Source organism: Kitasatospora sp. NBC_01266, from assembly GCF_036242395.1.
In the GTDB taxonomy this organism is placed as follows: Bacteria; Actinomycetota; Actinomycetes; order Streptomycetales; family Streptomycetaceae; genus Kitasatospora.
This window is the reverse complement of sequence record NZ_CP108458.1, coordinates 6,268,331-6,291,199: the sequence shown is the minus strand read 5'-3', so window position 1 is coordinate 6,291,199 and position 22,869 is coordinate 6,268,331. Positions and strand designations below refer to the sequence as shown.

The following is a 22,869-nucleotide window of genomic DNA, read 5'->3' as shown; positions in this document are numbered from 1 at the left end:
CTCGTCAGTACGACACAATCTAACGCCGAACGGCGGCCCCGCGAGATCCGCGGGGCCGCCGTCAGGAGAACAGCGCGTTGACTCGGTCCCGGAGCGACCGGCAACCGGGGCAGGTGCTACTCGGCGCCGGTCTTGATCTTGATCGCCGCCGCCACCAGGCCCGCGAAGAGCGGGTGCGGGCGGGTCGGGCGGGACTTCAGCTCCGGGTGCGCCTGGGTGGCCACCAGGTAGGGGTGCACCTCGCGCGGGTACTCGACATACTCCACCAGGTCGCCCTTGGGGGACAGGCCCGAGAAGACCAGGCCGGTCTTCTCCAGGTCGGCCCGGTAGGCGTTGTTGACCTCGTAGCGGTGGCGGTGGCGCTCGTCGACGTACTGCTCGCCGCCGTAGACCTCGCGGACGATCGAGCCCTCGGCCAGCTTGGCCGGGTAGAGGCCCAGCCGCATGGTGCCGCCCAGGTCGCCCTGGCCGCCGACGATCGCCAACTGCTCGGCCATGGTGGAGATCACCGGGTGCTGGGCGGCCGGCTCGAACTCGGTGGAGTTGGCGTCGGGCAGGCCGGCCAGGTTGCGGGCCGCCTCGATCACCACGCACTGCAGGCCCAGGCAGAGGCCGAGCAGCGGGATCTTGTTCTCCCGGGCGTAGGTGATCGCGGCCACCTTGCCGGTGACGCCGCGGTCGCCGAAACCGCCGGGGATGCAGATCGCGTCCACGTCGCCGAGCTGCTCACGGGCGCCCTCGGGCGTCTCGCAGTCGTCGGAGGTGACCCACTTGATCTCGACCCGGGCGTTGTTGGCGAAACCGCCGGCCCGCAGCGCCTCGGTGACCGAGAGGTAGGCGTCGGGCAGGTCGATGTACTTGCCGACCAGCGCGACCTTGACGATGTGCTGGGGCTCGTGGACCCGGCGCAGCAGGTCGTCCCAGGTGGTCCAGTCCACGTCGCGGAACGGCAGGTCGAGCCGGCGCACCACGTAGGCGTCCAGGCCCTCACCGTGCAGCACCTTGGGGATGTCGTAGATCGACTTGGCGTCGATGGCCGCGACCACGGCCTCCTCGTCCACGTCGCACATCAGCGAGATCTTGCGCTTGATGGCCTGCGGGACCTCGCGGTCGGCGCGCAGCACGATGGCGTCCGGCTGGATGCCGATGTTGCGCAGCGCGGCCACCGAGTGCTGGGTGGGCTTGGTCTTCAGCTCGCCGGAGGGGCCGATGTAGGGCAGCAGCGAGACGTGCACGAAGAAGACGTTGTCCCGGCCGACCTCGTGGCGCACCTGGCGCACGGCCTCCAGGAACGGCAGCGACTCGATGTCGCCGACGGTGCCGCCGACCTCGGTGATCACCACGTCGACGTCCTCGGTCGCCATCCGGCGGATCCGGGACTTGATCTCGTTGGTGATGTGCGGGATCACCTGGACGGTGTCGCCCAGGTACTCGCCGCGGCGCTCCTTGGCGATCACCGTGGAGTAGACCTGGCCGGTGGTGACGTTGGCCGAGCCGTGCAGGTTGGTGTCCAGGAACCGCTCGTAGTGGCCGATGTCCAGGTCGGTCTCGGCACCGTCGTCGGTGACGAAGACCTCACCGTGCTGGAACGGGTTCATGGTGCCCGGGTCCACGTTCAGGTACGGGTCGAGCTTCTGCATCGTCACCCGCAGGCCGCGGGCCTTGAGCAGGGCACCGAGGCTGGAGGCGGTGAGCCCCTTGCCGAGTGAAGAGGCGACACCCCCGGTGACGAAGAGGTGCTTGGTCGTCACGGCACGGCTGTTCGCCGTCTTGCCGGAATGGGGCTGTGCCAAGAGGGGGCTCCCGTGGGTCGCGGTCGAGGATGACGCTGGTGGATTGCGGTCGCTGGGGGTGACGACGCGTCAGGAATCAGAGGTCGTCAGTCAGCGGGTCCGGGGCGGTTGATCCACCAGTCCACGGGATACCAGGGTATCAGCGAGCGGGGTGGCACGCGGTCGCAAGCCCGGCCGCTGACCCGCCCGGGTGATCGGCCGGGCGGCTCCCCCATCGAGGTGATCAGGGCGGGATGACCCGGAATGATCACCCCCGGATCCCCCGTTCAACTGCCGTTCTCACCCAGCCGGGCTACTTTCACGCGCTGAGCGTCAGCAGACGGCGGTACCTGATCGTTTCCGGGTGCCCAGCCCCCTCCCGGCGTCGTATCCTGCACGGACGCATCGCCGACAGCAGAGCAAACGAGGGACGAGGGGTCCGGACGACACCTCTCCGTCCCCGATGCGCGACCGGACTCCCCCGCTCCACCAGTTCATTCCAGCGCCAGTGCCAGGAACCCGCATCCGTGGTTCCGCGCGGCCCGTGTTCGGCCCCCGCCACCAGCGGGCCGAAGCGGCGCCCGGTCTTGGCACCGTGTCACCCCCCGGCCCCGCAGGATCCGCTCTCGCCCCCGTCGGCGACCGCCGAGCACTACCGGAACTGGAGAAGCACGTGGCCGGCCGTATCGAGGACTACGCACTTATCGGGGACATGCAGACCGCGGCCCTGGTCAGCAGAGATGGCGCGGTGGACTGGCTCTGCCTGCCCCGGTTCGACTCCCCTGCCGTCTTCGCCGGCCTGCTGGGCACCGATGAACACGGCTTCTGGCGGATCGGCCCCGCCGAGGCCGAGCCGACCGGCCCGGCCGCCCCGGCCGACCCGCACGGACAGCAGGGCCGGCCGGCACCGTTGTCCACTGCTCCGGCCCCGCGGGCCCCGTTCACCGATACGGGTGATCTGAAGGTGGTGCCGAGCAGTGCCGCCGCACCCGCGGTACCCGCCGACCGGCGCAGCTACCGGGGCGACTCGCTGATCCTGGAGCAGGAGTGGGACACCCCGCGCGGCAGCGTGCGGGTGATCGACTTCATGCCGCCGCGGCACCTGGGCGACCAGCAGCCGGTGCCGCAGATGATCCGGATCGTGGAGGGCCTGACCGGCCAGGTCCGGATGCGCTCGGCGCTCCGGATGCGGTTCAGCTACGGCAAGATCGTCCCCTGGGTGCACCGGGTCGAGCAGGCCGGCGGCGGCCACCGCACGGTCGCCGTGGCCGGCCCGGACTCGGTCTGGCTGGACGGCGAGGCCGAGACCTACGGACGGGACCTGACCACCTACGCCGACTTCACCATCTCGGCCGGCGAGCGGGTGACCTTCGCGCTCACCTGGCAGCGCTCCCACCTGGCCCCGCCGGACGTCCCGGACCCGGAGGGCTCGCTGGAGCTGACCGAGGAGTTCTGGGTGGACTGGGTGAACCAGTGCACCTACCAGGGCCCCTACCGGGACGCCGTGGTCCGCTCGCTGATCACCCTCAAGGCGCTCACCTACGCCCCCACCGGCGGCATCGTCGCCGCCCCCACCACCTCGCTGCCCGAGGACATCGGCGGCGAGCGCAACTGGGACTACCGCTACACCTGGCTGCGGGACGCCGCGATCACCCTCTCCTCGCTGCTGCGCACCGGCTACCGCGAGGAGGCCAGGGCCTGGCGCGAGTGGCTGCTGCGGGCGGTGGCCGGCGACCCGGAGAACCTGCAGATCATGTACACCATCACCGGCCGCCGCGAGCTGAACGAGAGCCACCTGGACTGGCTGCCCGGCTACGAGGGTTCAGCGCCGGTGCGGATCGGCAACGGCGCGGCCGGCCAGCTCCAACTGGACGTCTACGGCGAGGTGGTCGAGGCGCTCTACCTGGCCCAGATGACCGGGCTCTCCCGCAACGACCACGCCCACCTGCTCCAGCTGCGCCTGATCAGCTACCTGGAGGAGCACTGGAAGGCCCCCGACGAGGGGATCTGGGAGGTGCGCGGGCCGCGCCGGCACTTCGTCCACTCCAAGGTGATGGCCTGGGTCGCGGTGGACCGCACCATCAAGCTGATCGAGCAGACCGAGACCGAGGGCCCGCTGGACCGCTGGCGCGCGCTGCGCGACGAGATCCACGCGGACGTCTGCGAGAAGGGCTACGACCCCGAGCGCAACACCTTCACCCAGTACTACGGCGGCACCGAGCTGGACGCCTCGCTGCTGCTGATCCCGCAGGTCGGCTTCCTGCCGCCGGACGACAAGCGGGTGATCGGCACCATCGAGGCGATCCAGCGCGAACTGTCCACCGAGGACGGCTTCGTGCTGCGCTACCCGACCCACGACGAGTCCGGCGAGAACGTGGACGGGCTCTCCGGCCACGAGGGCGCGTTCCTGGCCTGCTCGTTCTGGCTGGCCGACGACCTGGCGATGATCGGGCGGGTGGCCGAGGCGCGCGAGCTGTTCGAGAAGCTGCTGGCGCTGCGCAACGACGTCGGGCTGCTGGCCGAGGAGTGGGACCCGCGGCTCAAGCGCCAGGTCGGCAACTTCCCGCAGGCCTTCAGCCACGTGCCGCTGATCGACACCGCGCTGCGGCTGACCACCTGCGGCGCCGCCTACCTCGCCCCGCAGCCGCCCGCCGCCGAGCAGGGCGCCCGGCAGCCGGGGCGGCAGCCCGTCCGGTCCTGAGCCGGGTGCCACCGCGCCGGCGCTGGTTCAGCGGCGCTGGACCAGCTCGTCGTAGGTGCTGAGCACCTGCGCCACGGTGGCGGCCTCGTCCGGCCAGGTCTCGGCCTGGACGGGGCCCGCCTTGGCGAGCGCCGATCTGCGCTCGGGGTCGGCCAGCAGCGCGCGCACCGCCGCCGCCAGCCCTGCCGGGTCGCCGCCGGGAACCAGCACGGCGGCGTCGCCGACCAGCTCGGGGATCCCGCCGACCGCGGTCGCCACCAGCGGCACGCCGGCCCGCAGCGCCTCCTGGGCGACCGGCGAGCGGGCCTCCCAGCGGCTGGGGATCACCACCAGGTCGGCGGCGGCCAGCAGCTCGGGCACGTCGGTGCGGTGCCCCAGCAGTCGCACCGGCAGCTGCTCGGCGGCCACCCGTTCGGCCAGCTCCTGGTGGAGCGGGCCGTCCCCGGCGACCAGCACCAGCGCGTCGTCGAACTCCCGGGCGGCGTCGAACAGCTGGGCGAAACCCTTGTGCGGCACCAGCCGGCCCACCGCCAGCAGCAGCGGGCGGTCCAGCTCGTCCGGGCCGAGCAGCGCGGCGCGGGCCGCCGCCCGGTCGAGGCCGGCCGGCGGGCGCGGCGGCGCGGCCACCGGGCCGAGCCGGGCGTCGGTGGCGCCCAGCTCGCGGGCCCGGGCCACCAGGTCCGAGGAGGCGCCGAGCACCAGGTCGGCGGAGCGGGCCACCCGGCGCTCCATCAGCCGCTGCAGCCGGCGCTCCAGGCCGGTGGCCAGCAGGGCGTGATGGGAGGTCACCACCAGCGGCGTCTCGGGGCGCAGCCCCGGCAGCCGCCCGGCGGTGCGCAGCGCCAGGTCGGCGAGCAGCCCGGCCCGCAGGCCGTGCGCGTGCACCAGGTCGGCGCCGGTGAAGGCGCGGCGCAGCTCGCCGATCGCGGTGGCGTCGCTACGGGCGCCCGAGGTCGCGGCGATCTCCACCGGGTGGAAGACCGCGCCGGTGCGGGAGAACCCGAAGAGCGCGTCCGACTCGGCGGGGGCGCACAGCGTCACCTTGACGCCGTGCGCGGTCAAGCCCTGGGCCAGCGAGCGCACATGGGCGCCGATCCCGCCGCTGCCGGCGGACAGCACCAGCACCACGCGCAGCTGGCCCGGGTCCGGGGAATGGTCCACGTCGTATCGCTCTCACCTAGAAAAACCAAGGTCCTTCGCCACCATGCCAGGTCGCCAGGGCTCTTGGACAGTCGGCACCACGGCGGGGCTCAGGCCCGGTCGGCCCCGCGGGCGGCGGCGAGCAACTCCTCGGCGTGCGCCCGGCCCAGTTCGGAATCCTCCAGTCCGGCCAGCATCCGGGACAGTTCGCGCACCCGCTCCTCGTCACTGAGGGTCTTGACGCCACTGCGGGTGACCGTACCGTCGTTGGTCTTCTCGACCACCAGGTGCCGGTCGGCGAAGGCCGCGACCTGCGGCAGGTGGGTGACCACCACGACCTGGGCACTGCGGGCCAGTTTGGCCAGCCGACGGCCGATCTCGACGGCCGCCTTGCCGCCGACACCCGCGTCCACCTCGTCGAAGAGATAGGTGGGCACCGGGTCGGAGGCGGCGAAGACCACCTCGACGGCGAGCATCACCCGGGAGAGTTCACCGCCGGAGGCGCCCTTGGCGATCGGGCGCGGTGCGGCGCCCGGGTGCGGGGCGAGCAGCACCTCGACCTCGTCCACGCCGTGCGAGCCGTAGCCGACGGTGCGGCCGTCCAGCTCCAGGCCGTCCGGGTCGTCGATCCGGGTCAGCTCGAAGGTGACCCTGGCGTGCGGCATGGCGAGCTCCGTCAGCTCGGCCGAGACCGCCTCGGCGAAGCGGCCGGCGGCGGCCTGCCGGGCGGCCGAGACCTCGGCGGCCAGCTCGGCGAGTTCGCCGCGCAGCTCGGCCTCCTCGGCGGCCAGCTCCTCGATCCGCTCGTCGTCGCCGTCGAGTTCGGCCAGCCGCAGCGCGCCCTGCTCGGCCCAGGCGATCACCTCGGCGGTGCCGCCCTCGGCACTGCCGTACTTGCGCAGCAGCTGGGCCAGCACCGCCCGGCGCTCCTCGACCGCGGCCAGCCGCACCGGGTCGGCGTCCAGGTCGTCGGCGTACATCGCGAGGTCACCGGCCACGTCGGCGAACAGGTAGCCGACCTCGGCGAGGCGGTCGGCCAGGGTGGCCAGGCGCTCGTCGTGGCCGCGCACGCCGTCCAGCGCCCGGCGGGCCTGACCGAGCAGGGTGCCCGCGTCCAGCGAGTCCGGGTCGGCCGGGTCACCGGCCAGCGCCGCGTGCGCGAGCACGGCGGCCGAGGAGAGCGCGTCGGCGTGACCGAGCCGCTCGGCCTCGGCGGCCAGCTCGGTCTCCTCGCCGGCCACCGGTTCGGCGGCGGCCACCTCCTCCAGGCCGAAGCGCAGCAGGTCGGCCTCCTGCGCCCGCTCCCTGGCCTGGGTGGTCAGTTCGGCGAGCGTGCCGCAGACCTCGCGCAGCCGCCGGTAGCAGGCCCGGTAGCGGGCCAGCGGTTCGGCCAGCGCCTCGCCCGCGTAGCGGTCCAGCGCGCCGCGCTGGCGGGCCGGACGCAGCAGGCGCTGCTGGTCGCTCTGGCCGTGCACCGCGATCAGGTCCTCGCCCAGCTCGGCGAGCAGCCCCACCGGGACCGACCGGCCGCCGACGTGCGCGCGCGAGCGGCCCTCGGCCGAGACGGTGCGGCTGATCAGCAGCGCGCCGTCGTCCAGTTCGGCACCCGCCTCCAGCGCGCGGACCGCCGCCGGGGAGCCGGCGGGCAGGTCGAGGCGGCCCTCCACCACGGCCCGCTCCGCGCCGCCGCGGACCAGCGCGGGATCGGCCCGCCCGCCGAGCAGCAGGCCGAGGCTGGTCACCACCATGGTCTTGCCCGCGCCGGTCTCACCGGTCACGACGGTGAAGCCGGGTGCCAGCTCCACCACCGCGTCGTCGATGACACCAAGATCCCGTATCCGCATCTCGTCCAACACGGAGACGACCTTACGAGACCCCGGCCCCGGCGCGCGACGAGCCAGGGCCCCCGGGCCCGAAGTTCATTCCTTCCGGGCCTCCCGGAGCGACTGGGGTACGACCGGGCGAAGGGGTGGGCGCCGCCGGGCCGGGAGCGACCGTGCACCAGCGCAGGAAGAACTGCGTGAGCGGGCCGATCGCCAGTGCGTAGGCGACCGTCCCCACCCCCGCCCGGCCGCCGAGCAGCACGCCGACCAGCAGCACCGTCAGCTCCAGCCCGGTGCGCAGCAGGCGCACCGAGCGGCCGGTGCGCTGGTGCAGGCCGGTCATCAGGCCGTCGCGGGGCCCCGGGCCGAGCCGGGCGCCGATGTAGAGGCCGGTGGCCAGTCCGTTGAGCAGGATGCCGGCGACCAGCAGCGCGAGCTGCGACGGCAGGCCGTGCTGGGCGGGCAGCAGGGCGTCGGTGCCGTCCATCGCGACGCCCAGCACCAGCACGTTGCCGATGGTGCCCAGGCCCGGGCGCTGGCGCAGCGGGATCCAGAGCAGCAGCACGGCCAGGCCCGTCAGGTTGACGACGGTGCCGATGCTCAGCCCCAGCCGGGCGGCCACCCCCTGGTGGAAGACGCCCCACGGCGACTGGCCGAGCCCGGCCCGGTAGGCCAGGCCCATGCTGATGCCGTAGAGCAGCAGGCCGCCCAGGAGCTGGGGCAGCCGCCGGCCGAGGGCTGCGGTGTCGCGGGGCAGGACGAGGATCGCCATCGAGGACTCCTTGCTGGTGGTACGTCGCGGCTGGTGGTACGCCGCACCTGGTGGCGCGCCGGCCACTGCCGTGGAGCAGGCCGCTCTGCCATGATGAGAAGTCCACTTGCCTGCTGTGCAGGTCCAATTCGACTCAGGTGGACTGATCCGCGTGCATGACTGGCAGAGCACCATCACCCCGCCCGCGCTGGCCCGGTTGCTGCGTGCCACCCGCGCGCCGCAGGCCGCCGACCGGCGCCGACCCGCCTACCGGGTGCTGGCCGACCAGGTCCGCCGGCTGATCAGCGAGGGTCGGCTGCCGGTCGGCACCCGGCTGCCCGCCGAACGTGAGCTGGCCACCACCCTGGAGTTGAGCCGGACCACCATCGCCACCGCCTACGAGACCCTGCGCGCCGAGGGCTACCTGCACAGCCGGCGCGGCTCGGGCAGCTGGACGGCGCTGCCGGCCGGCAGCGCGCCGCCCGCCGACGCGCTCTTCCCGCTGCCGCCCGACTCCCACGGACAGGTGATCGACCTGGGCGCCGCCTCACCGGCCGCCCCGCAGCCGCTGCTCGTCGAGGCCGCGGCCCGCGCGGTGGAGCAGCTGCCCGCCTACACCGCCGGCCACGGCAGCTATCCGACCGGTGTCCCGGTGCTGCGCGAGGTGCTGGCCCAGCGGTTCACCGAGCGCGGCCTGCCCACCACCCCCGACCAGATCCTGATCACCACCGGCGCGATGAGCGCGCTGGACCTGCTGCGGCGCGAGCTGCTGCGGCGCGGCGACCGGGTGGCCGTCGAGTCGCCGAGCTACCCGCACGTGCTGCGGGCGCTGCGGCAGGGCGAGACCCGGCTGGTGCCGGTCCCGCAGCACCGGCCCGAGGGGCCCGAGCAGCTGCCGTGCTGGGACCTGGACGACTGGCGCCAGGTGCTGCGCGGGGCGAACCCGCGACTGGCCTACCTGATCCCCGACTTCCACAATCCGACCGGCGCGCTGATCGACGAGGAGCAGCGCCGCGAGCTGCTGGCCGCCGCGCGCACCGCCGGGACGACGGTGCTGGCCGACGAGACGATGGCGGAGCTGGCCTGGGGCACCGACCGGCTGCCCCGGCCGATGGCCGCGCTGGACCGGGCGGCGCAGGTGGTCACCGTGGGCTCGGCCAGCAAGCTGATCTGGGGCGGCCTGCGGGTCGGCTGGATCCGGGCCGCGCCCGCGCTGGTCCGGCAGCTGGCCGCCAACCGGATCCACGCCGACTCCGGCACCCCGGTGCTGGACCAGCTGATCTGCGCGGCCCTGATCGGCGAGCGCTGCGCCGAAGTCCGCGACCACCGGCTGGCCCAGCTGCGCGAGAGCGCGGCGGCGCTGCTACCGGCGCTGCGCGAGCGGCTGCCGCAGTGGCGGTTCGCCGAGCCGATCGGCGGCATGACGCTCTGGATCGACACCGCGGGCCTGTCCGGCGCGGCACTCTCCCGGGCCGGCGAGCAGGTCGGGCTGCGGATCGCGCCGGGTTCCCGGTTCGGCGTGGACGGCGCCTTCGAGGCCTTCGTCCGGCTCCCGCTGACCGGCCCCGCCACGGCCGCCGCCGAGACCGCCCAGCGGTTGGCGGCGGCGGTCGAGGCGGCCGGGCGGGAGTGGCACGGCGCCCCGCCGGTGGAGACGCCGACCGTCTGACGAGCCGTCAGCAGTTCGAGCGGCCCCGCCAACCCGTCACCGGGAGTGCGAACTTGGCCACCAGGCGGTCGGTGAACGGCGCCTGGTGCAGCCGGGCGAGCCGGACCGGGACCTGCCCGCGCCGGACCTCCACCCGGGCGCCGGCCGGCAGCTCGAAGGAGCGCCGCCCGTCGCACCAGAGCACCCCGTGCGGCGTCTTGGGCTGCACCTCCACCGCGAGCACCGAGTTCGGCGAGGTCACCAGCGGACGGGCGAACAGCGCGTGCGCGCTGATCGGCACCATCAGCAGCGCCTCCACCTCCGGCCAGACCACCGGGCCGCCGCCGGAGAAGGCGTAGGCGGTGGAACCGGTCGGGGTGGAGAGCACCACCCCGTCGCAGCCGAAGTTGGAGACCGGGCGGCCGTCCACCTCGGTGACCACCTCCAGCATCCGCTCCCGGGACGCCTTCTCCACCGAGGCCTCGTTCAGCGCCCAGTCCTCGTGCACCACATCGCCGTTGGTGCGGACCAGCACGTCGAGGGTCATCCGCTCCTCGACCTCGTACGCGCCGTCCACCACCCGCTCGACCACCACGGCCAGGTCGTCGCGCTCGGCCTCGGCCAGGAAGCCGACCCGGCCCAGGTTGATGCCCAGCATCGGCAGCCCGGTGTCCCTGGACAGCTCGGCGCCGCGCAGCAGCGTGCCGTCGCCGCCCGCCACCAGGATCAGCTCGCAGCCGTCCGCCGCGCCGTGGCCCGCCTGCACGGTCTCCACTCCGTCGGGCAGGTCGAGGTCGACCGCCTCGGCGGCCAGCAGTCTGATCCTGATCCCCGCCTTCAGCAGGCCCTCGACCAACTGCTCGACGCTGCGCAGCGCGGCCTCCCGACCGGTGTGCGCGATCAGGAAGACCGTACGTACGTCGTTCAATTCCCTCTCCCTACGTCACGTCGACGGATCCGGCGATGGGCGCCCCTGCGCGGTTCCCCCCGCTGCCGCGGCGCCGGCCCCGACGCACCTGTCCCGGCAGCCTAGCGGGGCCCCTCCGCGACGGCCCGGTCCGCCTCGGCCGGATCGAGCTGCGGTGCGTCACGCCGCAGCCACAAGAAGTACTCAACATTACCGGACGGCCCGGGCAGCGGGCTGGCCGTCACCGCACGCACACCCAGGCCCAACTCCCAAGCCTGTCCGGCCACCTGACGGACCATCTCGACCCGCAGCTGCGGGCTGCGGACCACGCCGCCGCTGCCCAGGCGCTCCTTGCCGATCTCGAACTGCGGCTTGACCATCAGCACCAGGTCGGCGTCCGGCGCCGCACAGGAGGCCAGCGCCGGCAGCACCAGGCCGAGCGAGATGAAGGAGAGGTCGCCGACCACCAGGTCGACCCGCTCGCCGCCGATCAGCTCCGGGGTCAGCTCGCGCACGTTGGTGCGGTCCATCACGGTCACCCGCTCGTCGCTCTGCAGCGACCAGGCGAGCTGGCCGTAGCCGACGTCGACGGCCAGCACGTGGGCGGCGCCGGACCGCAGCAGCACGTCGGTGAAGCCGCCGGTGGACGCGCCCGCGTCCAGCGCCCGGCGGCCCTCGACCACCAGGCCCTGCGGCACGAAGGCGGCGAACGCGCCGGCCAGCTTGTGGCCGCCGCGCGAGACGTAGTCGGGGTCGTTCTCGTCCTTGGCGACCACCACGGCCGCGGAGGTCTCCACCTGGGTGGCGGGCTTGGTCGCGGTGGCGCCGCCGACGCTCACCCGACCGGCCGCGATCAGCTCGCTGGCGTGCTCGCGTGAACGGGCCAGATTGCGGCGGACCAGCTCTGCGTCGAGTCGGCGTCGTGCCACTGCCACGGGTGGTTCAGCTCCTAGCTGTCATCGAGGGTGGTGAGGGTGCTGCTGAGGGTCTGCTGAACATTTTCGTACACGGCCGCGTGCGCCGTGACGGGCACCCCGTCGAGCTCGGCCAGCCGCTCCAGGGCGGCGTCCACCTCGGGGTGGCCGGTGGGATCGAACAGCACGCCGAGCGGCTCGGGTTCGGGCTCCCACAGGCGCGCGAGTGCGGGCTCCGCGGTCTCCTCGGCGGGGGCCTCACTCATCGGCGTCGCCCGCCCGGGTCTCGGGGGCCGGGGCCGTCCGCTTCGTCGCGGCCTTCTTCGCCGGTGCCTTCTTCGCAGTGACCGGCTTCTTGGCGGCGGCCGGCTTCTTCGTGGCGGCCGGCTTCGTGGCAGCCGGCTTCTTCGCGGTGGCGGGTTGCTTCGCGGTGGCGGGTTGCTTGGCGGTGGCCGACTTCTTCGCGGTGACCGTCTTCTTCGCCGCCGTCTTCCGCGCCGCCGACTTCTTCGCCGGGGTCGTCGCCTCGGTCGACTCGGCGGCCGCCTTCTTCGCCGCCGCCTTCCGCGGCGCGGCAGCCCGCTTCACCACCGGCGGCGCGTCCTGCGGGTCGGTCGCCCAGCCCGCGCCCTCCTGCGGTGCGGGCCAGTCCTGCGCCGGCTCCCAGTCGGCAGCGAACAGCCCCTCGGCCCGGCCGCCGGCGGACGCCGATCCGCCGCTGGACGCCGACCCGCCCGACTTCTGGTGCGGCTCATCGAACCCGGCCGGCTCGCCGCCCTCGACGTCGCGCAGCTTGCCCTCCAGGTAGGCGAGCACCACGCCGACCTTCACCACCTGGTCCCCGAGCTTGCCGACCCGTTCGACCGCCTTCTCGGCCTCCGCCCTGGCCAGGCCGACCGCCAGGTCCACGCCGCCACGGCCGACCGTCACGGCCTCCTGGACTAGGGTCTCCAGCTGCTGCACGGCGGACGGGAGCTGTCCCGTCACCGTGCGCTCGGCCGCCGCCAGGTCCACCCCGGCCCGTTCCAGCAGCTCCGCCGCCGTGCCCAGCACCCGTTTACCGGCCATCTCCGCGATCCCGGCGGCCAACTCCACGTATCCCCGAAGCAACTGCCGCATCTCCCGGTGCCTCCTCCACGCCGTCCACTGCCCGGAAAAGACGCTACCGCGTCCACCCACCGGTGCACGGCAGCATGGGCGTCCGGCGCAGCGGGCATACCCGGTACCGTGGCCCGAACACCCCCTGACCCCGGAGGGCGAGGACATGGCCGACACCGAGGAGTGCCGCACCGCGCTGGAGCGGCTCAGCCGGAACCTGGCACAGGCGAACGGGAACGTCCGCGAGGCGGCCTCGGTGGACCGCTCGCTCAGCTGCTGGCTGACCGATCTGGACCTGACCTTCACCGGCACCCTGCGCGGCGGCCGGATCGAGGACCTCGAGCACACGCCCGGGGCGCCGGCCGAGAAGGCCGCGATCCGGCTCACCATGGCCAGTGACGACCTGGTCGCCCTGGTGGGCGGCCGGCTGAACTTCGCCAGTGCCTGGGCCGGCGGCCGGGTCAGGCTGGAGGCGGGCTTCCGCGACCTGCTCCGGCTGCGCACCCTGCTCTGACCCGGCTCTGACCCGGCCGGCGCACCCAGGCTCAGAAGCCGAGTTCGGCCAGCGCCTTGCGCCCGTCCACCGGCTCCCCGCTGCGGTCCAGCTCCGCCCAGGCCAGCGCGCACAGCGCCCGCAGACCGTCGTAGCCGTCCCCCTGGGCATCACCCGCGCCACCGACCCGCAGCTCGCCGTCCAGCACGGCGGCCCACCGGCCACGGCACTCGAAGCCACCGTCCGCTCGAGGGTTCACCGCCGGGTGCGGCTCCAGCAGCCCGCGCAGGTCGGCCGCCAGGTAGGTCGGGCGGTGCTGGAGCGGCGCGGCGAGCAACTGGGCGGGGGTGGCCACGCCGGTGAAGACCAGCAGGCTGTCCACCCCGCCGTTGTGGGCGCCCTCGATGTCGGTGTCCAGCCGGTCGCCGACCACCAGCGGTCGCTTCGCCCCCGTCCGCAGCACCGTCTCGCGGTGCATCGGCGGCTGCGGCTTGCCCGCCACCTGCGGCTCGGCCCCGGTCGCGGCCCGGACGGCGGCCACCAGCGTCCCGTTGCCCGGGGCGACCCCGCGTGCGGTCGGAATCGACATATCGGTATTGGACGCGACCCAGGGCAGCCCGCTCGCCACCGCGTAGGAGGCCTCGGCCAGCCGCTCCCAGCCCACCGAGGGGTCGAAGCCCTGCACCACCGCCGCCGGCCCGTCGGCCAGTGCGTCCACCGCCACCAGCCCGCGCTCGGCCAGTGCCTCGACCAGCCCGGCCCCGCCGATGACCAGCACCTTCGAGCCTTCCGGCAGCTGGTCCGCGAGCAGCCGGGCGGCTGCCTGCGCGGAGTTGATCACGTCGGTCGGCTCGGCCGGCACCCCCAGCTCGGTGAGGTGCGCGGCGACCGCCCGGGGCGGCCGGGAGGCGTTGTTGGTGACGTACGCGAGCCGCATCCCGGCCTCGCGGGCCGCGTCCAGCGACTCCACCGCGTGCGCGATGGCACCCGGGCCGGCGTAGACCACACCGTCGAGGTCGAGCAGTGCGGTGTCGTACGCCGCCGTCAGCGGCTGGTCGCTGTGACCCGGGAGCTGCGTGTCCGTCATGCCTGATCTTCCCCATCGTTCGACTCGTCGGTCCGCTGCTCGTCGGTGCGCTGCAGCGGCGGCCGGTAACCGGGCGCGCCCGGCAGCGGCGGCCCCCACTTGCCCGCCCGAGCCGCCAGGGTGGCCCGGGTCTGGCGCAGTGCCGCCCGGTAGTGCTCGGCCTGCGGCCGCATCGCCACCGCGAGCGCCAGGTGCTCGGCCGAGGTCTCGAAGTCGCCGAGCCGGGCAGCCGCGATCCCCCAGCCGAACTGAGCGTAGTCGTCGGACGGATCGGCCTGCGCCACCGCCCGGAAGTTCTGCACCGCCGCCGCGTAGGAGCCGGCGTCGAACTGCGCTCTGGCCAGCATCTCCCGGATGCTCTTGGAGTCCGGCTCGGCCACCGCCGCCCAGGCCAGCAACTGCTCGGCCGCCGCCGGATGCCCATCGGCCAGCAGCCGCTCCCCGCGCCGGAACCACTCGTACACGTCGCCCAGCGGCGCCCCGTCACCGCCGCCGGTCGCCGGGCCCTCGCCCGCCCCGCCGGCAGCCGGCCCCTGTCCACCACTCATGCCCGAACCTCGCTTCGCTCGTCCGTGCCTCATCGCCTGTGATCGTCTGATCGCCTTGTCACGGGCCGCGCCGACCGCACGGCGCCCGCGAGATATCGGAACAATCTCGGTCCCCGATACCTTTCCCAGGTTTGATCTCCACCACCGCTTGGCGAAGAGACCGAAGTACGGAGCGCAACACCTCTTTCCGCTCCCGGCAACCCTCGGGCCACCCGCTGGCCGGGCCACGGAAACTAAGCTGTCAACTCCCAAGGCGCCGAGCACGGCGTGCACCACCCCCGCACGACCTGCTGTCCAACGCCCCACGCTCCATGTCCCGGTCCGATGATCCGACGACCCATTCCTCTCCGGCCTACCCGGTCCGGAGCCCGACGGGAGAGATCTGATGAGTGCACCCAGCGCGGGAAGCGGCGCGACGCCTCCGCCGAGCGGCCCCGGCGACCCCGGGCACGTCGCCACGGCCGGGCTGGCCCTGTCGCCCTTCCGCGGCTTGCGGTACGTCCCCGAACGGGTCGGCACCCTCGCCGCCGTCACCTCCCCGCCCTACGACGTGGTGGACCCGCATCGCCGGCTCAGCCTGGAGACCGCCGACCCGCACAACGTGGTCCGGCTGATCCTGCCGCGCCCCGAGCCGGAGGACACCGGCGAGCGCGCCGACCGGGACACCCGCTACCGCCACGCCGCCCGGCTGCTGGACAGCTGGCTGCGCGAGGGCGTGCTGGCCCCCGATCCGCAGCCCGCGCTCTACGTCTACGAGCAGCGCACCGCCGCCGACAGCCCGAGCGGCGAGCTGCTGCAGCGCGGCCTGATCGGCGCGCTCGCGGTCAGCGGCAGAGAAGGCGCGGTGGTGCTGCCGCACGAGGACGTGATGCCGCGCCCGGTCGCCGACCGGGTCGGCCTGATGCGCACCACCCGGGCCAACCTCGAACCGCTGCTGCTCACCTACCGGGGCAAGGGCCCGGCCGCCGCCGTGATCGAACGGACCGTGACGGGCGAGCCGCTGCTCACCACCACCACCTCGGACGGCACCCGGCACCGCCTGTGGGCCGTCACCGACCCCGCCGAACTGGGCGAGGTCTCCCGCGACCTGGCCACCTGCCGGGCGCTGATCGCCGACGGCCACCACCGCTGGGAGATGTACCTGCGGCTGCAGCGCGAGCACCGTCATCTGCCGCTCAGCCCGTGGGACCGCGGCATGGTGCTGCTGGTCGACACCGCGCGCTACCCGCTGCGGGTGCGGGCCATCCACCGGGTGCTCTACCGCCTCCCGCCGTGCCAGGCCCTCGACGCGCTCCGCAGCGGCGCCGAGGACGGCTGGCAGCTCAGCGAACTCAGCGGCGACCTCGACGACGCGCTGACCGCGCTCGCGGCGGCCAAGCAGCGGGGAGACAACGCCTTCGTGCTGACCGGCGGCGACTCGGTCTACCACCTGCTCACCGGGCCCGACGAGGCGCTGCTCAACACCACGGTGGCCAAGGACAAGCCCGAGGAGTGGCGGCACCTGGACGCCACGGTGCTGCACACCACCCTGCTGGAGCACGTCTGGCAGGTCCCCGACGGCCCCGACGACATCGGCTACCTGCACGCGGCCGTGGCCGCCGAGCGCGAGGCCGCTCGCAGCGGCGGCACCGCCGTGCTGCTGCACCCGGTCGACGAGGGCGTGGTCCGCCGGCTCGCCGAGCAGGGGGTCACCATGCCGCGCAAGTCCACCTCCTTCGGTCCCAAGCCGGCCAGCGGCCTGGTGCTGCGGAGCCTGGAACTGGGCTGAACGCAGACGAGGGAGGAGGCTCCCGCCCTGGTGGGCGGGAGCCTCCTCCCTCGTTCAGTGGTCGCGCCTGGCGACTGGGTCAGTCGCGCTCGTCCCGCTCGCGCATCGCGCAGGCGATCTCGGCCTCATCGGCCTCTTCCATCTCCAGGTCGTCCTCGTCGTAGTACTCCGCGACGTCCTCGTCGTCCTCGAAGATGACCTGGGTCTCGCCCTCGTCCTGGGCCAGGCGGGAGCCGTGGCGCGCCGGACGCTTCTCCTCGTCCTCGAACTCGGCCTCGTCCTCGAACGCCGCCTCGTCCTCAGCCTCGTCCTCGGCGAGCTCGCGCTCGCGCTCGTCCTCCTCGTCGACCTCCGGGTCGAGCGCGTCGACGAACTCCAGCCCGTCGATCTCGGCGAGCCGCTCGGAGGCGTTGGTGGTGCCCTCCGGGTCGGCATCGGCGGACTTGGCGAACCAGTCACGCGCCTCGTCTGCCCGGTCGGCCGCGATCAGCGCCTCGGCGTACGCGTAGCGCAGGCGGGCGGTCCACGGGTGGACGGCGTTGGAGGCCAGCTCCGGGCTCTGCAGGGTGACCACGGCGGCGTCGAACTGACCCAGGTCGGCACGGGCACCGGCCGCGACCAGACGCATCTCGACCTGGCCCGCCTTGTCCAGCTGCTTCACCTCGGGCTCACCGGCCATCGCCAGCGCCCGCTCCGGACGGCCCAGACCGCGCTCGCAGTCGGCCATCACCGGCCACAGGTCGGCCCGGCCGGTCATCCGGCGCGAGGCGCGGAACTCGGTCAGTGCCTCGGAGTACCGCTGGGTCATGTAGGAGGCGAAGCCCGCCGCCTCGCGGACCGACGCGACCCGGGAGGCCAGCCGCAGCGCGACCCGCGAGTACTTGTAGGCCTCCTCCGGCTCGGTGTCGAGCAGCCGGGCGACCATCACCAGGTTGCGCGCCACGTCATCGGCCAGCGTCTTCGGCAGGCTCTTCAGCTCCTGGCGCACATCCGCGTCGATCTCGTTCCCGGTGACGTCCTCGGGGATCGCCAGCCGGTGCACCGGCTCCTGGGTGCCGCGACGGTCGTCGTAGCCACCGCGGTCGCGGTCGTCCCGACGGCCCTCGTAGCGGCCACCCCGGTCGCCGCCACCGGACGGCCGGCCACCGTCACGGCGGAACCCGCCACGGTCGCCGCCGGAGGGACGGTCGCCGTAGGACGGACGGCCGCCACGGTCGCCACCACGGTCACGGTCGCCGTAGGAGGGGCGGTCGTCGCGACGGAACCCGCCACGGTCACCACCCGAAGGACGGTCACCGTACGAGGGACGACCACCACGGTCACCACCGGACGGACGGTCACCGTACGACGGACGGTCGTCACGGCGGAACCCGCCACGGTCGCCACCGGACGGACGGTCACGGTCACCGTACGAGGGGCGCTCGTCACGGCGGAAGCCGCCGGAGGGGCGGTCGCCGCCGGAGGGACGGTCACCGTAGGACGGACGGCCACCACGGTCACCACCACGGTCACGGTCGCCGTAGGAGGGGCGGTCGTCGCGACGGAACCCGCCACGGTCACCACCCGAGGGACGGTCACCGTACGACGGACGACCACCACGGTCACCACCGGACGGACGGTCACCGTACGACGGACGGTCGTCGCGGCGGAACCCGCCACGGTCGCCACCACGATCACGGTCACCGTAGGAGGGGCGGTCACCGTACGAGGGACGACCGCCACGGTCACCACCGGACGGACGGTCGTCGCGGCGGAAGCCACCACGGTCGCCACCCGAGGGGCGGTCACCGTAGGACGGACGGCCGCCACGGTCGCCGCCGGAGGGACGGTCACCGTACGAGGGACGGTCGTCGCGACGGAAGCCGCCACGGTCGCCACCGGAAGGACGGTCGCCGTACGAGGGACGGCCGCCACGGTCGCCGCCGGAGGGACGGTCACCGTACGAGGGACGGTCGTCGCGGCGGAAGCCACCACGGTCGCCACCCGAGGGGCGGTCACCGTAGGACGGACGACCACCACGGTCACCACCCGAGGGGCGGTCACCGTACGAGGGACGACCACCACGGTCACCACCGGACGGACGGTCACCATACGAGGGACGGCCACCACGGTCACCACCGGACGGACGGTCGCCATAGGATGGACGGTCGTCACGGCGGAAGCCACCACGGTCGCCACCCGAGGGGCGGTCACCGTAGGACGGACGACCACCACGGTCACCACCCGAGGGGCGGTCACCGTAGGACGGACGACCACCACGGTCACCACCGGACGGACGGTCACCGTACGAGGGACGGCCACCACGGTCACCACCGGACGGACGGTCGCCGTACGACGGGCGGTCGCCACCGCGGTACCCACCGCGGTCGCCACCGGACGGACGGTCGCGGTCGCCGTACGAGGGACGGCCACCACGGTCGCCGCCACGGTCACGGTCGCCGTAGGACGGACGGTCACCGCGGTCATCCCGGCGCGGGCCACGGTCGTTCGACCAACCGCCGCGCGAGCGGGGCTCATGGCCTCGACCATCGTCCGATCGACGATCGGGGCGGTCCTGGGGCGGGTTCGACATCGCGGTGACTCCTGTCTACATCATCAGCTGCGCCGCGGGTCGGGCATCGCGTACACCCGCTGCGGCAGAGTGCCGGCCGTAGGCCAGGCACCATCTTCATTGTCAAGCATCAGCACCCGACCCGCGCTTGGGGCAGCAGAAGAGAGCTGGGCGGGCGGAGCTTCGTCGTTCGCGGAAAACAAAAAAGGCCGTGGCCCCAGCTCATCGCTGGGGCCACGGCCTTGAAGAATTGTTCGGCGGCGTCCTACTCTCCCACAGGGTCCCCCCTGCAGTACCATCGGCGCTATGAGGCTTAGCTTCCGGGTTCGGAATGTAACCGGGCGTTTCCCTCACGCTATGACCACCGAAACCCTATCGGGTATTCAGCGAACACACTTTTCAGTTGATAAGTGTTTCTTTTTTGGTGGAGCCGAAAAAATCGACTCAGTGTTCGCCGGCGATAGCTGTTCGCTACCCGGGAACCACACAGTGAACGCGAGCGTCTGAGGACAAGCCCTCGGCCTATTAGTACCGGTCAGCTCCACCCCTTACGAGGCTTCCACATCCGGCCTATCAACCCAGTCGTCTACTGGGAGCCTTACCCTCTCAAGGAGGTGGGAGTGCTCATCTCGAAGCAGGCTTCCCGCTTAGATGCTTTCAGCGGTTATCCCTCCCGAACGTAGCCAACCAGCCATGCCCTTGGCAGGACAACTGGCACACCAGAGGTTCGTCCGTCCCGGTCCTCTCGTACTAGGGACAGCCCTTCTCAACACTCCTACGCGCACAGCGGATAGGGACCGAACTGTCTCACGACGTTCTAAACCCAGCTCGCGTACCGCTTTAATGGGCGAACAGCCCAACCCTTGGGACCTACTCCAGCCCCAGGATGCGACGAGCCGACATCGAGGTGCCAAACCATCCCGTCGATATGGACTCTTGGGGAAGATCAGCCTGTTATCCCCGGGGTACCTTTTATCCGTTGAGCGACGGCGCTTCCACAAGCCACCGCCGGATCACTAGTCCCTGCTTTCGCACCTGCTCGACCCGTCGGTCTCACAGTCAAGCTCCCTTGTGCACTTACACTCAACACCTGATTGCCAACCAGGCTGAGGGAACCTTTGGGCGCCTCCGTTACTCTTTAGGAGGCAACCGCCCCAGTTAAACTACCCACCAGACACTGTCCCTGATCCGGATCACGGACCCAGGTTAGACATCCAGCACGACCAGAGTGGTATTTCAACGACGACTCCACAACAACTGGCGTTGCTGCTTCAAAGTCTCCCACCTATCCTACACAAGCCGAACCGAACACCAATATCAAGCTATAGTAAAGGTCCCGGGGTCTTTCCGTCCTGCTGCGCGAAACGAGCATCTTTACTCGTAATGCAATTTCACCGGGCCTATGGTTGAGACAGTCGAGAAGTCGTTACGCCATTCGTGCAGGTCGGAACTTACCCGACAAGGAATTTCGCTACCTTAGGATGGTTATAGTTACCACCGCCGTTTACTGGCGCTTAAGTTCTCAGCTTCGCCCTGACGAATCAGAGCTAACCGGTCCCCTTAACGTTCCAGCACCGGGCAGGCGTCAGTCCGTATACATCGCCTTACGGCTTCGCACGGACCTGTGTTTTTAGTAAACAGTCGCTTCTCGCTGGTCTCTGCGGCCACCCCCAGCTCAGAGAGCAAGTCTCATCACCAGGAATGGCCCCCTTCTCCCGAAGTTACGGGGGCATTTTGCCGAGTTCCTTAACCATAGTTCACCCGAACGCCTCGGTATTCTCTACCTGACCACCTGAGTCGGTTTGGGGTACGGGCCGCCATGAAACTCGCTAGAGGCTTTTCTCGACAGCATAGGATCATCCACTTCACCACAATCGGCTCGGCATCAGGTCTCAGCCTTAATGAGTGACGGATTTGCCTATCACTCGGCCTACACCCTTACCCCGGGACTACCACCGCCCGGGCTGGACTACCTTCCTGCGTCACCCCATCGCTCACCTACTACCCTGTTGGATCAGCGGCTCCACCACGTCCCTTTGTCCGAAGACTCCGGGCCGGCTTCACGGCTTTAGCATTCAGAGGTTCGACGTTGGCGCTTCAAAGCGGGTACGGGAATATCAACCCGTTGTCCATCGACTACGCCTGTCGGCCTCGCCTTAGGTCCCGACTTACCCTGGGCAGATCAGCTTGACCCAGGAACCCTTGGTCAATCGGCGCAAGAGTTTCCCACTCTTGTATCGCTACTCATGCCTGCATTCTCACTCGTATCCCGTCCACGACTCGATTCCTCGGCCGCTTCACCCGGAACACGACGCTCCCCTACCCATCCACAGCGTCGTTGGACGTATTCTGTGAATGACACGACTTCGGTGGTGTGCTTGAGCCCCGCTACATTGTCGGCGCGGAATCACTTGACCAGTGAGCTATTACGCACTCTTTCAAGGGTGGCTGCTTCTAAGCCAACCTCCTGGTTGTCTCTGCGACTCCACATCCTTTCCCACTTAGCACACGCTTAGGGACCTTAGTCGGTGTTCTGGGCTGTTTCCCTCTCGACCATGGAGCTTATCCCCCACAGTCTCACTGCCACGCTCTCACTTACCGGCATTCGGAGTTTGGCTAAGGTCAGTAACCCGGTGAGGCCCATCGCCTATCCAGTGCTCTACCTCCGGCAAGAAACACGTGACGCTGCACCTAAATGCATTTCGGGGAGAACCAGCTATCACGGAGTTTGATTGGCCTTTCACCCCTAACCACAGGTCATCCCCCAGGTTTTCAACCCTGGTGGGTTCGGTCCTCCACGCGGTCTTACCCGCGCTTCAACCTGCCCATGGCTAGATCACTCCGCTTCGGGTCTTGGGCATGCAACTCAAACGCCCTATTCGGACTCGCTTTCGCTACGGCTACCCCACACGGGTTAACCTCGCTACACACCGCAAACTCGCAGGCTCATTCTTCAAAAGGCACGCAGTCACGGCCCGCCAGCAAGCTGACGAACGACGCTCCCACGGCTTGTAGGCACACGGTTTCAGGTACTATTTCACTCCGCTCCCGCGGTACTTTTCACCATTCCCTCACGGTACTATCCGCTATCGGTCACCAGGGAATATTTAGGCTTAGCGGGTGGTCCCGCCAGATTCACACGGAATTTCTCGGGCTCCGTGCTACTTGGGAGAAGCTCAAGTGAGCCGCTAATGTTTCGTCTACGGGGGTCTTACCCTCTACGCCGGACCTTTCGCATGTCCTTCGACTACACCAACGGTTTCTGACTCACCCAGCCGCCGGCAGACGACTGAAGAACTTTCCCACGACCCCGAAATGGCAACCCCTGCCGGGTCTCACACCACTCCGGTTTAGCCTCATCCGGTTTCGCTCGCCACTACTCCCGGAATCACGGTTGTTTTCTCTTCCTGCGGGTACTGAGATGTTTCACTTCCCCGCGTTCCCTCCACATACCCTATGTGTTCAGGTATGGGTGACAGCCCATGACGACTGCCGGGTTTCCCCATTCGGACACCCCCGGATCAAAGCTCGGTTGACAGCTCCCCGGGGCCTATCGCGGCCTCCCACGTCCTTCATCGGTTCCTGGTGCCAAGGCATCCACCGTGCGCCCTTAAAAACTTGGCCACAGATGCTCGCGTCCACTGTGCAGTTCTCAAACAACGACCAGA

General features: G+C 71.2%; 14 protein-coding genes, 2 rRNA genes and 3 pseudogenes. 5 read left to right on the top strand and 14 right to left on the bottom strand.

Annotated elements, in window-relative coordinates:
* Positions 1-116 precede the first annotated feature (116 nt).
* Positions 117-1,751 (bottom strand): CTP synthase, encoded by a 1,635-nt coding sequence (locus OG403_RS27300; RefSeq protein WP_329568831.1) that lies wholly within the window; start codon positions 1,749-1,751, stop codon positions 117-119.
* Between the two features lie 694 nt (positions 1,752-2,445).
* On the opposite strand from OG403_RS27300, the pseudogene OG403_RS27295 reads away from it, so the two are divergent.
* A pseudogene (locus OG403_RS27295) lies at positions 2,446-2,643 on the top strand (trehalase-like domain-containing protein); the annotation flags it as partial.
* Positions 2,644-2,772: 129 nt separating this feature from the next.
* Positions 2,773-4,473, top strand: a pseudogene (locus OG403_RS27290) (glycoside hydrolase family 15 protein); the annotation flags it as partial.
* A 27-nt stretch (positions 4,474-4,500) separates the two neighbouring features.
* Here OG403_RS27290 and OG403_RS27285 read toward each other — a convergent pair.
* From OG403_RS27285 to yczE, 3 genes are all read right to left on the bottom strand, one after another.
* On the bottom strand, positions 4,501-5,634 hold the full coding sequence (locus OG403_RS27285) for a glycosyltransferase family 4 protein (protein WP_329568829.1): 1,134 nt from the start codon (positions 5,632-5,634) through the stop codon (positions 4,501-4,503).
* A gap of 89 nt (positions 5,635-5,723) precedes the next feature.
* Positions 5,724-7,457, bottom strand: a complete 1,734-nt coding sequence (recN, locus tag OG403_RS27280) for a DNA repair protein RecN (RefSeq protein WP_329572600.1) — start codon at positions 7,455-7,457, stop codon at positions 5,724-5,726.
* A 22-nt stretch (positions 7,458-7,479) separates the two neighbouring features.
* Entirely contained in the window at positions 7,480-8,208 is a 729-nt protein-coding gene (gene yczE, locus OG403_RS27275; RefSeq protein WP_329568827.1) for a membrane protein YczE, read from the bottom strand.
* Positions 8,209-8,359: 151 nt separating this feature from the next.
* On the opposite strand from yczE, the gene yczR reads away from it, so the two are divergent.
* Positions 8,360-9,856, top strand: coding sequence for a MocR-like transcription factor YczR (gene yczR / locus OG403_RS27270; protein WP_329568825.1), 1,497 nt, complete (start codon positions 8,360-8,362; stop codon positions 9,854-9,856).
* A gap of 7 nt (positions 9,857-9,863) precedes the next feature.
* On the opposite strand, the gene OG403_RS27265 is transcribed toward yczR, so the two are convergent.
* The 4 genes from OG403_RS27265 to OG403_RS27250 form a co-directional block, all read right to left on the bottom strand.
* The gene (locus OG403_RS27265; protein ID WP_329568823.1) at positions 9,864-10,763 is read right to left on the bottom strand and encodes an NAD kinase; all 900 of its coding nucleotides are present in this window, start codon (positions 10,761-10,763) and stop codon (positions 9,864-9,866) included.
* Between the two features lie 101 nt (positions 10,764-10,864).
* Entirely contained in the window at positions 10,865-11,671 is an 807-nt protein-coding gene (locus OG403_RS27260) for a TlyA family RNA methyltransferase (RefSeq protein WP_329572598.1), read from the bottom strand.
* 20 nt (positions 11,672-11,691) lie between these two features.
* Positions 11,692-11,922 carry a hypothetical protein gene (locus tag OG403_RS27255; protein WP_329568821.1) on the bottom strand — a complete coding sequence of 77 codons (231 nt, stop codon included), beginning with the start codon at positions 11,920-11,922 and terminating at the stop codon, positions 11,692-11,694.
* Positions 11,915-12,775 (bottom strand): hypothetical protein, encoded by an 861-nt coding sequence (locus tag OG403_RS27250; protein ID WP_329568819.1) that lies wholly within the window; start codon positions 12,773-12,775, stop codon positions 11,915-11,917. Before OG403_RS27250 ends, OG403_RS27255 begins: the two co-directional genes overlap by 8 nt.
* Positions 12,776-12,920: 145 nt before the next feature.
* Here OG403_RS27250 and OG403_RS27245 point away from each other — a divergent pair, with 145 nt between their 5' ends.
* Positions 12,921-13,268, top strand: coding sequence for a sterol-binding protein (locus tag OG403_RS27245; RefSeq protein ID WP_329568817.1), 348 nt, complete (start codon positions 12,921-12,923; stop codon positions 13,266-13,268).
* A gap of 31 nt (positions 13,269-13,299) precedes the next feature.
* On the opposite strand, the gene OG403_RS27240 is transcribed toward OG403_RS27245, so the two are convergent.
* Together OG403_RS27240 and OG403_RS27235 are read right to left on the bottom strand one after the other, a co-directional pair.
* Entirely contained in the window at positions 13,300-14,334 is a 1,035-nt protein-coding gene (locus OG403_RS27240) for an HAD-IIA family hydrolase (RefSeq protein WP_329568815.1), read from the bottom strand.
* The gene (locus OG403_RS27235; protein WP_329568813.1) at positions 14,331-14,882 is read right to left on the bottom strand and encodes a tetratricopeptide repeat protein; all 552 of its coding nucleotides are present in this window, start codon (positions 14,880-14,882) and stop codon (positions 14,331-14,333) included. The genes OG403_RS27240 and OG403_RS27235 overlap by 4 nt, the downstream gene beginning before the upstream one ends.
* Positions 14,883-15,267: 385 nt before the next feature.
* Between OG403_RS27235 and OG403_RS27230 the strand changes: the two genes are divergently transcribed.
* Positions 15,268-16,650 (top strand): DUF1015 domain-containing protein, encoded by a 1,383-nt coding sequence (locus OG403_RS27230; protein ID WP_329568811.1) that lies wholly within the window; start codon positions 15,268-15,270, stop codon positions 16,648-16,650.
* A 79-nt stretch (positions 16,651-16,729) separates the two neighbouring features.
* Here the strand turns inward: OG403_RS27230 and OG403_RS27225 are convergent, their stop codons facing one another.
* The 4 genes and pseudogenes from OG403_RS27225 to OG403_RS27210 form a co-directional block, all read right to left on the bottom strand.
* Positions 16,730-17,692 carry a hypothetical protein gene (locus OG403_RS27225; RefSeq protein WP_329572596.1) on the bottom strand — a complete coding sequence of 321 codons (963 nt, stop codon included), beginning with the start codon at positions 17,690-17,692 and terminating at the stop codon, positions 16,730-16,732.
* A gap of 36 nt (positions 17,693-17,728) precedes the next feature.
* A pseudogene (locus tag OG403_RS36760) lies at positions 17,729-19,222 on the bottom strand (hypothetical protein); the annotation flags it as partial.
* A gap of 231 nt (positions 19,223-19,453) precedes the next feature.
* Positions 19,454-19,570: ribosomal RNA gene (gene rrf, locus OG403_RS27215) — 5S ribosomal RNA — on the bottom strand.
* Between the two features lie 136 nt (positions 19,571-19,706).
* A 23S ribosomal RNA gene (locus OG403_RS27210) occupies positions 19,707-22,825 on the bottom strand.
* Between the last annotated feature and the right edge of the window lie 44 nt (positions 22,826-22,869).